Origin of the sequence: Streptomyces niveus (assembly GCF_001723055.1) — a bacterium.
GTDB lineage: Bacteria > Actinomycetota > Actinomycetes > Streptomycetales > Streptomycetaceae > Streptomyces > Streptomyces niveus.
The window spans coordinates 1-12,053 of sequence record NZ_MDCR01000080.1 but is presented as its reverse complement, the minus strand read 5'-3'; the positions used below and the strand labels follow the sequence as shown (position 1 = coordinate 12,053).

Annotated in this window: 8 protein-coding genes and 1 pseudogene; 4 read left to right on the top strand and 5 right to left on the bottom strand. The window is 68.6% G+C overall.

What is annotated here, in order from left to right:
- Window positions 1-398 precede the first annotated feature (398 nt).
- Window positions 399-1,289, bottom strand: coding sequence for a succinate--CoA ligase subunit alpha (gene sucD, locus BHU15_RS11695; RefSeq protein ID WP_069627128.1), 891 nt, complete (start codon window positions 1,287-1,289; stop codon window positions 399-401).
- An 11-nt stretch (window positions 1,290-1,300) separates the two neighbouring features.
- Window positions 1,301-2,434: an ADP-forming succinate--CoA ligase subunit beta gene (gene sucC, locus BHU15_RS11690; RefSeq protein WP_069627127.1), complete on the bottom strand. Its 1,134-nt coding sequence runs from the start codon at window positions 2,432-2,434 to the stop codon at window positions 1,301-1,303.
- A 181-nt stretch (window positions 2,435-2,615) separates the two neighbouring features.
- On the opposite strand from sucC, the gene BHU15_RS11685 reads away from it, so the two are divergent.
- The 4 genes from BHU15_RS11685 to BHU15_RS11670 all read left to right on the top strand — a co-directional run bounded on the left by BHU15_RS11685 (window position 2,616) and on the right by BHU15_RS11670 (window position 9,276).
- Window positions 2,616-4,298 carry a thiamine pyrophosphate-binding protein gene (locus BHU15_RS11685; protein WP_069627126.1) on the top strand — a complete coding sequence of 561 codons (1,683 nt, stop codon included), beginning with the start codon at window positions 2,616-2,618 and terminating at the stop codon, window positions 4,296-4,298.
- 11 nt (window positions 4,299-4,309) lie between these two features.
- A complete protein-coding gene (frc, locus tag BHU15_RS11680) occupies window positions 4,310-5,581 on the top strand; it encodes a formyl-CoA transferase (RefSeq protein WP_051433796.1) in 1,272 nt (423 codons plus the stop codon).
- A gap of 47 nt (window positions 5,582-5,628) precedes the next feature.
- Complete coding sequence (locus BHU15_RS11675; protein ID WP_376199760.1) at window positions 5,629-7,728, top strand: acetate--CoA ligase family protein; 2,100 nt, start codon at window positions 5,629-5,631, stop codon at window positions 7,726-7,728.
- A gap of 159 nt (window positions 7,729-7,887) precedes the next feature.
- Window positions 7,888-9,276 carry an OFA family MFS transporter gene (locus tag BHU15_RS11670; RefSeq protein ID WP_069627124.1) on the top strand — a complete coding sequence of 463 codons (1,389 nt, stop codon included), beginning with the start codon at window positions 7,888-7,890 and terminating at the stop codon, window positions 9,274-9,276.
- Between the two features lie 94 nt (window positions 9,277-9,370).
- Here BHU15_RS11670 and BHU15_RS11665 read toward each other — a convergent pair whose 3' ends face one another.
- The 3 genes and pseudogenes from BHU15_RS11665 to BHU15_RS11655 all read right to left on the bottom strand — a co-directional run.
- Entirely contained in the window at window positions 9,371-10,438 is a 1,068-nt protein-coding gene (locus BHU15_RS11665) for a sugar phosphate isomerase/epimerase family protein (RefSeq protein WP_069627123.1), read from the bottom strand.
- A gap of 17 nt (window positions 10,439-10,455) precedes the next feature.
- Window positions 10,456-11,859 (bottom strand): alkaline phosphatase family protein, encoded by a 1,404-nt coding sequence (locus tag BHU15_RS11660; RefSeq protein WP_069627122.1) that lies wholly within the window; start codon window positions 11,857-11,859, stop codon window positions 10,456-10,458.
- Window positions 11,856-12,053, bottom strand: a pseudogene (locus BHU15_RS11655) (metabolite traffic protein EboE); the annotation flags it as partial. The pseudogene BHU15_RS11655 and the gene BHU15_RS11660, both read right to left, overlap by 4 nt.

Here is a 12,053-nt window from a genome sequence, read left to right as displayed (position 1 = left end):
CAGTCGCCGACCAACGGCGACAGAACGGGGGCCACGGACGGTAACGCCCGCCAGGCGGCGACAGGAGAGTTCTCCTATCTACCGGCCGGGGACAGGAGTCGCCCCCGGCCGATCACCGGGACACGGCAGCCACATCCCTCAGCCGGACCGCTCAGTCACCGGTCACCGGCGACAGGGCGCGGCCCGGAACGGTAACGCCCCGCCCTGCGGCCACGGACAGGAAAGGTCTCCCGTCCACCGGCCGAGGGCCTGGGTCGCCCCCGGCCAGCCGCCGGGCGGCAACAACCCCGTCCTCTGCCGATCACCGACCACAGAGCGGGCCGAGGCCGCCCGCCCGGCGGCCACGGACAGGAAGGGTCTCCCGTCCACCCGCCGGCCGCCGGGACACGGCAGCCCCGTCAGGTCGTCGGGATCGCTATGCGGTCCAGGACCAGGCGGGCCGTTTCTGACGGGGTGGAGCCCACGCGGACTCCCACCGCCTCCAGCGCCTTCTTCTTGGCCTCCGCCGTGCCCGACGAGCCCGAGACGATCGCGCCCGCGTGGCCCATCGTCTTGCCCTCCGGGGCCGTGAAGCCCGCGATGTAGCCCACCACCGGCTTTGTCACGTGGTCCGCGATGTACGCCGCCGCGCGTTCCTCCGCGTCGCCGCCGATCTCGCCGATGAGCACGATCAGTTCGGTGTCCGGGTCGGCCTCGAAGGCCGCGAGGGCGTCGATGTGGGTCGTGCCGACGACGGGGTCTCCGCCGATGCCGACCGCCGACGAGAAGCCGATCTCGCGCAGCTCGTACATCAACTGGTATGTCAAAGTGCCCGACTTGGAGACCAGTCCGATCTTGCCGGGCTTGGTCGCGATGTCGGCCGGGATGATGCCCGCGTTCGACTGGCCGGGGCTGATGAGGCCGGGGCAGTTCGGGCCGATGACGCGGGTTTCGCTCTTTTCAGCGTACGCCTGGAAGACGACGGCGTCATGGACGGGGATGCCCTCGGTGATGACGACGGCGAGGCCGATGCCCGCGTCGACGGCCTCGATGACCGCCGCCTTCGCGAACGGCGGTGGCACGAACACGACGGTGACGTCCGCGCCGGTCGCCGCGATGCCGTCGGCGACGGAGCCGAACACGGGGACCGCGCGGCCGTCGAAGTCGACGCTCTGGCCCGCCTTGCGCGGGTTGACGCCGCCGACGACGTCGGTGCCGGCCTCCAGCATGCGGCGGGTGTGCTTCATGCCCTCGGCGCCGGTCATGCCCTGGACGAGGACCTTGCTCTCCTTGGTCAGGAAAATCGCCATTGCTTTGCTCCTTATCCGGCGTTCGCGAGTACGGCGGCCTGGCGCGCGGCGCCGTCCATCGTCGTGGCCTGTTCCACGAGGGGGTGCGCACGGTCGTCGAGGATCGCGCGGCCCCGCGCGGCGCTGTTGCCGTCGAGGCGTACGACGAGGGGTTTGGTCAACCGGACGGATTCCAGGGCCTGGACGATGCCTTCGGCGACGGCGTCGCACGCGGTGATGCCGCCGAAGACGTTGACGAACACGGACTTGACGTCGGGGTCGGACAGGATGACGGAGAGCCCGTCGGCCATCACCTGGGCCGACGCGCCGCCGCCGATGTCGAGGAAGTTGGCGGGGCGGGCGCCGCAGCCCGCGACGACGTCGAGGGTCGACATGACGAGCCCCGCACCGTTGCCGATGATGCCGACCTCGCCGTCGAGCTTGACGTAGTTGAGGCCCTTGGCGGCTGCCGCCGCCTCCAGCGGGTCGGCGCCCGGGTCCTCCTGGTCGTCACCCCAACGGCTCTGGCGGAAGCGGGCGTTGTCGTCCAGGGTCACTTTTCCGTCAAGTGCCAGGATGCGGCCGTCGGTTGTCCTGACGAGCGGGTTGACCTCGACCAGCAGCGCGTCCTCGCGGACGAGGACCTGCCAGAGCGATTCGAGTACGGGGGCGGTCTCGGACGGCAGCCCCGCCGCGACGGCGATCTCGACCGCCTTGGCCGCCGTGACTCCCTCGGCCGGGTCGATGTGGATCCGGGCCACCGCCTCGGGGCGGGTCGCGGCCACCTCCTCGATGTCCATGCCGCCTTCGGCGGACGCGATCGCGAGGAAGGTCCCCGCGGCGCGGTCGAGCACATAGCTGACGTAGAACTCGGTCTCGATGTCCACCGGTTGGGCCAGCATCACCTTGGCGACGGTGTGGCCCTTGATGTCCATCCCGAGGATCTGGCGCGCGGTCAGTTCAGCGGCGGCCGGATCGGCCGCGAGCTTCACTCCGCCGGCCTTGCCCCGGCCTCCGGTCTTCACCTGTGCCTTGACGACGACCCGGCCGCCGAGCCGTTCGGCCGCGAGCGCGGCCTCCCTGGCGAACTCGACGGTTTCGGCCTCCGGCACGGCGATGCCGTACTCCGCGAACAGGTCTCTGGCTTGGTGCTCGTACAGATCCATGCCGGCTCCCACTGCAACAGAAAGGAATGAAAGTGCCGCACGCCCCCTGGACACCACCCACCGAATGCGGGATAACAAGCTTCATACAGTATTCGTCGACTGTATGCAATCCATCGCGGGAGCACTGGGGAGTACCCACCAGGAGCCCCCCGGCTCCCCTACGAAGGGACAGGACAACCTCATGCCCGACGACAGCCAGGAACTCATCTCCGGTGGTCATCTGGTCGCCAAGGCACTCAAGGCAGAAGGTGTCGAGGTCATCTACACCCTCTGCGGCGGCCACATCATCGACATCTACGACGGCTGCGTCGACGAGGGCATCGAAGTCGTCGACGTACGTCATGAGCAGGTCGCCGCCCACGCCGCCGACGGTTACGCGCGCATCACCGGCAAGCCCGGCTGCGCCGTCGTCACCGCCGGACCGGGCACGACCGACGCCGTCACCGGCGTCGCCAACGCGTTCCGAGCCGAGTCACCCATGCTGCTGATCGGCGGTCAGGGCGCGCTCACCCAGCACAAGATGGGGTCGCTCCAGGACCTGCCGCACGTGGACATGATGACGCCGATCACCAAGTTCGCGGCGACCGTCCCCGACACGGCGCGCGCCGCCGACATGGTCTCCATGGCGTTCCGCGAGTGCTACAACGGCGCTCCCGGCCCGGCGTTCCTGGAGATTCCGCGCGATGTCCTCGACGCGAAGGTGCCGGCCGAGAAGGCTCGCGTACCCCAGGCCGGCCAGTACCGGGCCTCGACCCGTTCGGCCGGTGACCCCGCGGCCATCGAGAAGCTCGCCGATCTGCTGGTGCACGCCGAGAAGCCGGCGATCCTGCTCGGCAGCCAGGTGTGGACCACGCGGGCGACGGACGACGCCATCGAGCTCGTACGGACGCTGAACGTACCCGCGTACATGAACGGCGCCGGGCGAGGCACCCTGCCTCCCGGCGACCCGCACCACTTCCAGCTCTCCCGCCGCTACGCCTTCACCAACGCCGACCTCATCATCATCGTCGGCACCCCCTTCGACTTCCGGATGGGTTACGGCAAGCGGCTCTCGCCCGACGCGACGGTCGTCCAGATCGACCTCGACTACCGGACGGTCGGCAAGAACCGCGACATCGACCTCGGCATCGTCGGTGACGCCGGTCTGATCCTGAAGTCGGTCACGGAGGCCGCGAGCGGACGCATCAACGGCGGCTCCGTCAAGCGCAAGGCGTGGCTGGAGGAGCTGCGCGCCGCCGAGCAGACCGCGATCGAGAAGCGGCTGCCCAACCTCAAGAAGGACAGCTCGCCGATCCACCCCTACCGCCTGGTCAGCGAGATCAACGACTTCCTCACCGAGGACTCGATCTACATCGGCGACGGCGGCGACATCGTCACCTTCTCCGGCCAGGTCGTGCAGCCCAAGTCGCCGGGCCACTGGATGGACCCGGGCCCGCTCGGCACGCTCGGTGTCGGTGTCCCCTTCGTCCTCGCGGCGAAGAAGGCCCGCCCCGACAAGGAGGTCGTGGCGCTCTTCGGCGACGGCGCCTTCTCGCTGACGGGCTGGGACTTCGAGACGCTTGTGCGCTACAACCTGCCGTTCGTCGGCATCGTCGGCAACAACTCGTCGATGAACCAGATCCGTTACGGCCAGAAGGCCAAGTACGGCGACGAGCGCGAGCGGATCGGCAACACCCTCGGCGACGTCCACTACGACAAGTTCGCCCAGATGCTGGGCGGTTACGGCGAAGAGGTCCGGGACCCGGCCGACATCGCGCCCGCGCTCCAGCGGGCCCGCGAGTCCGGACTGCCGTCGCTGATCAACGTCTGGGTCGACCCCGACGCGTACGCCCCCGGAACCATGAACCAGACCATGTACAAGTAAGGGAGGCCATGATGACCCAGGCTCTCGAAGCCCCGGAGAACTCCCCCGACACGAGCCCCCAGGCCCTGAGCGGCGTCCGTGTCCTCGACATGACCCATGTGCAGTCCGGTCCCTCCGCCACCCAGATCCTCGCCTGGCTCGGCGCCGACGTGGTGAAGGTGGAGGCGCCCACGGGCGACATCACCCGTAAGCAGCTGCGCGACATCCCCGATGTCGACTCGCTGTACTTCACGATGCTCAACTGCAACAAGCGCAGCGTCACGCTCAACACCAAGACCGAGCGCGGCAAGGAGATCCTGACCGAACTCATCCGCCGCTCCGACGTCATGGTCGAGAACTTCGGCCCCGGCGCGGTCGACCGGATGGGATTCACCTGGGAGAAGATCCAGGAGATCAACCCGAAGATCGTGTACGCCTCGATCAAGGGCTTCGGCGAAGGCCCGTACACCAACTTCAAGGCGTACGAGGTCGTCGCGCAGGCGATGGGCGGCTCGATGTCGACCACCGGCTTCGAGGACGGCCCGCCACTGGCGACCGGCTCGCAGATCGGCGACTCCGGCACCGGCATGCACGCGGTGGCCGCCATCCTGGCCGCGCTCTACCAGCGGACCGCCACCGGACGCGGGCAGCGGGTGAACGTCGCGATGCAGCACGCGGTGCTCAACCTGTGCCGGGTCAAGCTCCGTGACCAGCAGCGCCTGGCGCACGGCCCGTTGGCCGAGTACCCGAACGAGGACTTCGGCGACGAGGTCCCGCGCTCGGGCAACGCCAGCGGCGGCGGGCAGCCCGGCTGGGCGGTCAAGTGCGCGCCCGGCGGGCCCAACGACTACGTGTACGTGATCGTGCAGCCGGTCGGCTGGAAGCCCGTCAGCGAGCTGATCGGCCGGCCCGAACTGGCCGAGGACCCCGAGTGGGCGACTCCCGAGGCCCGGCTCACCAAGCTCGGCAAGATGTTCCAGCTCATCGAGGAGTGGTCGTCCACGCTCCCGAAGTGGGACGTGCTGGAGAAGCTCAACGCGTACAACATCCCGTGCGGCCCGATCCTCTCCACCAAGGAGATCATCGAGGACTCCTCGCTCGCGGCCAACGACATGGTCGTCGAGGTCGAGCATCCGCAGCGCGGGACCTTCACCACGGTCGGGAGCCCGCTGAAGCTCTCCGACTCCCCCGTCACCATCACAGCGTCTCCGCTGCTCGGTGAGCACAACGCGGAGGTGTACGTCGGCGAGCTCGGTCTCGGCGACGAGGAACTGCGCCTGCTGAAGACGAACGGAGTCATCTAGTGCCGGACAGCACTGCCTTCAAGCCCGACAAGGACAACGTCGACGCGATCATCAAGGCCGCGCTCGCGCAGGGCCGTACGTCGCTGACCGCGCCCGAGGGCAAGGCGATCACGGACGCGTACGGCATCCCGACGCCGGGCGAGGCACTCGCGGAGTCGGCCGACGACGCGGTGGCCGTGGCCGCCCGGATCGGCTTCCCGGTCGCGATGAAGATCGTGTCGCCGGAGATCCTGCACAAGACGGACGCGGGCGGCGTGCAGATCGGCCTCGGTTCGGCGGCCGAGGTGCGCTCCGCGTTCACCACGATCGTCTCCAACGCCCGTAAGTACGACCCGAAGGCGCAGATCCTCGGCGTCCAGGTGCAGCAGATGGTGCCCGCGGGCACCGAGATCCTGATCGGGACCGTCACCGACCCCACCTTCGGCAAGGTCGTGGCCTTCGGCCTCGGCGGTGTCCTGGTGGAGGTGCTGAAGGACGTCACCTTCCGGCTGGCGCCGGCCACCAAGGACGACGCGCTGTCCATGCTGGACGGCATCCGGGCCGCGGAGATCCTGCGCGGGGTACGGGGCGGCGCGGCGGTCGACCGGGACGCGCTGGCCGATCTCGTGGTGCGGGTCTCGCAGTTGGCCGCCGACTTCCCCGCTGTCGCGGAGGTGGACCTCAACCCGGTCTTCGCCTCCGAGAACGGGGTCATGGCGGCCGACGTACGGATCCTGCTCACCGACGAGGTGCCGGCGGTACGGCGCCGCTACTCGCGCGAGGAGATCCTGACCTCGATGCGCCGGCTCATGGAGCCGCGTTCGGTGGCGGTGATCGGTGCCTCCAACGAGGACGGCAAGATCGGTAATTCGGTCATGCGGAACCTCATCGACGGAGGTTTCGCGGGCGAGATCTACCCGGTCAATCCCAAAGCCGATGACATACTCGGCCGTAAGGCGTACAAGAGCGTGATGGATGTTCCCGGTGAGCCTGATGTGGCGATATTCGCGATTCCCGCGAAGTTCGTCGCCACCGCGCTCGCCGAGGTCGGCCGCAAGAACATCCCCAACGCCGTCCTGATCCCCTCCGGTTTCGCCGAGACCGGCGAGCACGAACTCCAGCAGGAGATCGTGACGATCGCCGAGGAGAACGGGATCCGGCTGCTCGGGCCGAACATCTACGGCTACTACTCCACCTGGCAGGACCTCTGCGCCACCTTCTGCACCCCGTACGACGTCAAGGGCGGCGTGGCGCTGACCTCGCAGTCCGGCGGCATCGGGATGGCGATCCTCGGCTTCGCGAGGACCACCAGGACGGGTGTGTCGGCGATCGTCGGGCTCGGCAACAAGTCGGACCTCGACGAGGACGACCTGCTGACCTGGTTCGGTGAGGACGACAACACCGACTGCATCGCGATGCACCTGGAGGACCTGAAGGACGGCCGGGCGTTCGTGGAGGCGGCGCGCGCGACCGTCCCCAAGAAGCCGGTCGTGGTCCTCAAGGCGGGGCGTACGGCGGCCGGCGCGAAGGCGGCCGGCTCGCACACCGGGGCCCTCGCGGGCGACGACGCGGTGTACGAGGACATCCTGCGGCAGTCCGGCGTCATCCGGGCGCCGGGGCTGAGCGACATGCTGGAGTACGCGCGCGGGCTGCCCGTACTCCCCACCCCCAAGGGCGACAACGTCGTGATCATCACGGGCGCCGGCGGATCGGGTGTGCTGCTGTCGGACGCGATCGTCGACAACGGCCTGTCGCTGATGGAGATTCCGCCGGACCTGGACGAGGCGTTCCGCGCCTTCATCCCGCCCTTCGGGGCGGCGGGCAACCCGGTGGACATCACCGGCGGCGAACCGCCGTCGACGTACGAGGCCACGATCCGGCTCGGGTTGGAGGATCCCCGGATCCACTCCCTGGTGCTGGGTTACTGGCACACGATCGTCACCCCGCCCATGGTCTTCGCCGAACTGACGGCGCGGGTGGTGGCGGAGTTCCGCGAACGCGGCATCGAGAAGCCGGTGGTGGCGTCGCTGGCAGGCGACGTCGAGGTGGAGGCCGCGTGCCAGTACCTCTACGAGCGGGGCGTCGTGGCGTACCCGTACACCACGGAGAAGCCGGTCGAGGTGCTTGGCGCGAAGTATCGCTGGGCGCGGGCGGCGGGGCTGCTGTGACCGCCGTGGGACGAGGTTCGGAACCGTGGGGAGGCGCCGGATGAGCTGACGGTGCGACCCAGGGGGCCTGTGGATTCCGCTCATCGCAGGCCCCCCGCACGAAGAGAACGGACAGGGGGCGCTGGCCTGACTTCTTCGACGCAAGGGGTTCGATCGACAATGGCGACAACTGACATCTCCGCAGCCGTCCCCTACAGGGAGGTGGCGGACCGGAACGGCCGTATCTACCGGATCGGGCAGTCCGACCGGCAGATCATGGGGCGTCCACGGTGGACGATGGTGCTCTTCCCGTGGATCGGCATGATGGGAATCAGCTCCTCGGAGTACGCGTTCACCTCGGCCGAGGACACTCTGCACACGGCACACATGTGGAGCAGCGGGCACATCTTCTGGCTGATGGGTGTCTGGATCTTCTTCCAGGCGGCCGTGGCCTTCCCCGCGGGGCAGCTCCGTGAGAGCGGCAAGCTGCCCGCCCGCTACGCGATGATGCTGGGCGCGCTCGGCACGATCCTGGGATATCTGTCCCTGGCCTACGCGCCGCACGTGATCGTGGCGTACATCGGCTTCGGTATGTTCAGCGGTATCGGCGCGGGTCTCGTCTACGCGACCTGCGTCAACATGGTCGGCAAGTGGTACCCGGAGCGCAAGGGAGGCAAGACCGGCCTCGTCAACGGCGGTTTCGCCTACGGTTCGGTGCCCTTCGTCTTCCTGTTCAGCACGTACATGGACCTGAGCAACTACCAGGGCGTGCTCGTCTTCGTCGGCGTGATCTGCTGCGCGATGGTGGCGATCTCCGGGTGGTTCTTCAAGGACCCGCCGAAGTTCTGGTGGCCCGAGGGCGCCGACCCGCTGAAGGTCTCCGACGACCCGAGGATCCGGCGCGCGCTGGAGAAGAACCCGCCGGCCGTCAAGCAGTACACGCCGAAGGAAGCGGCACGCGTACCGGTCCTGTGGATGATGTGGTTCTGCCTGCTCTGCACGGCGGGCATCAACATCTTCGGTATCGCGATGCAGGTGCCCTTCGGCAAGGAAATGGGCTTCGCCGGCGGGATCGTGGCCACGGCCATGTCGCTGAAGGCCATCGTGAACGGCACCGGACGCGGTGTCATCGGCTGGATCTCCGACAAGTACGGCCGCCGCTACACGCTGATCTTCGTCTGCATCGTGCTCGGCATGTCGCAGTTCGGCGTGCTCGCCTCGGGATCGATCGGCAACATGCCGCTGTTCCTGGTCTGCTCGATGATCTCCGGCTTCGGCGGCGGCGCGATCTTCCCGCTGTTCGCGGCCATGACGGCGGACTACTTCGGTGAGAACAACAACGCGTCGAACTACGGCATGGTCTACAGCTCCAAGCTCATCTCCGGCCTCGTCGGCGCCGGTGTGGGCGGGGTCGTGGTGGACAACTGGGGCTACAACACCGCGTTCGTCATCGCGGGTAGCGTCGGGTTGTTCTCTGCGTGCCTCGCGGTCTTCCTGAAGGCGCCCGGCAGGCCGGACATCAGGAAGATCCAGGCCAATCCGAACCCGATCGGTCGGGAGGACGCCTGAGCGGGCCCGGATCGCGGGATCGCTGACACACATACGAGGCCCCCTGTACGGCTCCGGAAGGAGTCGTACAGGGGGCTTCGTCACGCGGTCGGGGTCAGCAGCGCTTCTCGCGCAGCGAGTGCAGGTGGTCCGCCGACTTCTGGGCGAACAGGAGGGAGTCGACCGGGTTGTCGTGCTCCGCCTGCCAGTGGTGGTCCTTGCGGCCGTTGTGGGTCTTGTTCACGGCCGAGATGAACTTCTTGTAGTCGATGTCGCCGTCGCCGACGTCGACCATGTCGTAACCGTCGCGCGCCTCCTCGTTCTTCACGCCGTCCTTGACGTGGAAGAGGGGGTAGCGGTCGGGCTGCTTGAGCACGTACTTCAGCGGGTCGAGAGGCGCGGGCCTGCCGTCACCGGTCTTGCTGAAGCGGTGCTTGGCGGCGAACGCCCAGTAGATGTCCATCTCCAGATAGACGAGCTTGGGGTCGGTCTCCGCGAGCAGGACGTCGTAGAGGCGGACGCCCGGCTGGTCGCTGGCGAAGGAGAACTCCTCGGCGTGGTTGTGCTGGTAGAACTTCATGCCGCGCTTGCGGGCGGCGGCGCCGTACGCGTTGAAGTCCGCCGCCGCGCGCTTCCAGGCGTCGACGGTGTTGCCGTACCGGAAGGGGCCCGACGCGGTGCCGATGTGGTCGAGGCCCAGCGCCTGGGCGTCGTCCAGGACCTTCTCCAGGTTCTGCGCGAAGCTGTAGGCGTCGGGGTTGTTGTCGTCGGCGTAGTTGACGTGGCTGCCGATCGGACGCAGACCGTGGTCCCGGGCGAGCTTGCGCAGCTGCGGGATGGTGATGGCGCCCGCGTTGCCCTGGGTGTAGCCCGCGTACTCGATCTCGTCGTAGCCGAAGCGCTCCAGCTCCTCGAAGACCTTCGCGAAGCCGAGCGAGTTGACCTTGTCACGCAGCGAGTAGAGCTGGATGCCGAGGTGGCCCGGGGTGAGGACGGGCTCGGTCTTGCCGTGCCCGTGACCGTGGCCGTGCCCGTGACCGCGGCCACGCTCAGCCGCGGCGGCGGGTGTGGCCGCCGAGAGGCCGAGTATGGCGGCGGCGCCGGTGCCCGCGGCCACACCCAGCATGTTGCGGCGGCTGAGCTTGGCTGCCAGCTCCGGGTCGACTGACTTCTTGCGGCTCATGCGTGGAACTCCTTAGATCAGTGCAGTCCTGCGAGATTGAGGAGCAGGGATTTCACGTCGGTGGCCTGGGTGCGGCCGACGACGGCTTCGGGGGTGGAGCAGAGGATGAGCGGACCTTCGTCGTCGCTCGACGGGAGGCGGCCGTGGCTGCCGCGGATGGGTGAGGGGTCCAGGGGGACGACCGCGAGCCGGTAGCGCATGCCGAGCTTCTTGCGGGCGATGGCCTTGGCCGCCTTGACCTTCACGTACGGGTCGAGGGGGTCCATGAACAGCTCGACGGGGTCGTAGCCGGGCTTGCGGTGGATCTCGACCAGCTGGGCGAAGTCGGGCGCCTTGGCGTCGTCGAGCCAGTAGTAGTACGTGAACCAGGCGTCGGGTTCGGCGACGGCGACCAGTTCGCCGGAGCGCGGGTGGTCCAGGCCGTAGTTCTTCTTGCCCTCGTCGTCCAGGATCTCCTCGATGCCGGCCAGGTCCTTCAGCGCCTCGCGGGTCGCGTCCAGGTCCTCGGGGCGGCGCACGTAGATGTGCGAGATCTGGTGGTCGGAGACGGCGAAGGCGCGCGAGGCCATCGGGTCCAGATACTCCATGCCGTCCTGGGTGTGGACCTCCAGGAGTCCGGCGCGGCGCAGGGCCCGGTTGATGTCGACGGGCCGGGAGACGTTGGTGATGCCGTACTCGGACAGGGCGACGACGGTACGGCCCTCACGGCGCGCGTCGTCCAGCAGCGGGCCCATCGCCGCGTCGAGGTCGCGGGCCGCCTGGTGGGAGCGGGGGTCGTCGGGGCCGTAGCGCTGGAGGTCGTAGTCCAGATGCGGCAGGTAGCACAGCGCCAGGTCGGGGCCCCGGGTGTCGATGATGTGCCGGGTGGCGTCGATGATCCACTGCGAGGAGACGAGGTCGGCGCCGGGGCCCCAGAAGTGGAAGAGGGGGAACGTGCCGAGTTTGTCGTGCAGTTCGTCGTGCAGGGCGGGCGGCCGGGTGTAGCAGTCGGGTTCCTTGCGGCCGTCCGCGTAGTACACGGGTCGGGGCGTGACGGTGTAGTCGGTGTCGGCGCCCATCGCGTACCACCAGCAGATGTTGGCGACGGTGTAGCCGGGGTGGACGCGGCGGGCGGCGTCCCACAGCTTGTCGCCGGAGACCAGTCCGTTGTGCTGGCGCCACAGCAGTACGTCGCCCAGTTCGCGGAAGTACCAGCCGTTGCCGACGATGCCGTGCTCGGACGGCAGGGTGCCGGTGAGGAACGTGGACTGCGCGCTGCACGTGACGGCGGGCAGCACGGTGGTCAGCGGGGCCTGCGAGCCCGCGGCGGCGAGCTTCTTCAGGTTCGGCATATGGGGCAGGAGCTGGGGCGTGAGTCCGACGACGTCCAGGACCAGCAGCGGGGTGGGAGAGACGGGAGTGGCGGCGGGGTCGGCGGTCATGGCAGCTCCTTGAGACCCAGGTCGACCAGCAGGTCGCGGGCCAGCGTCAGTTCGGCGGCGATGCCCTCGGCGAGCCGGCCACGTGAGCGGGGGCGCAGCTCGGGCGGGAGCGCCTGCCAGGTGTACGTCTCGACCTCCAGGTGGCGGGTCAGCGGTTCGGGGCCGCCGACGAGCCGGGCGAGGGTGTCCTGGAG

Excerpts from the sequence above, each read along its gene's own strand:
- BHU15_RS11670 (WP_069627124.1), top strand. The coding sequence starts at position 7,888 with ATGGCGACAACTGACATCTCCGCAGCCGTCCCCTACAGGGAGGTGGCG.
- sucD (WP_069627128.1), bottom strand. The coding sequence starts at position 1,289 with ATGGCGATTTTCCTGACCAAGGAGAGCAAGGTCCTCGTCCAGGGCATG.
- sucC (WP_069627127.1), bottom strand. The coding sequence starts at position 2,434 with ATGGATCTGTACGAGCACCAAGCCAGAGACCTGTTCGCGGAGTACGGC.
- BHU15_RS11660 (WP_069627122.1), bottom strand. The coding sequence starts at position 11,859 with ATGACCGCCGACCCCGCCGCCACTCCCGTCTCTCCCACCCCGCTGCTG.
- BHU15_RS11685 (WP_069627126.1), top strand. The coding sequence starts at position 2,616 with ATGCCCGACGACAGCCAGGAACTCATCTCCGGTGGTCATCTGGTCGCC.
- frc (WP_051433796.1), top strand. The coding sequence starts at position 4,310 with ATGACCCAGGCTCTCGAAGCCCCGGAGAACTCCCCCGACACGAGCCCC.
- BHU15_RS11665 (WP_069627123.1), bottom strand. The coding sequence starts at position 10,438 with ATGAGCCGCAAGAAGTCAGTCGACCCGGAGCTGGCAGCCAAGCTCAGC.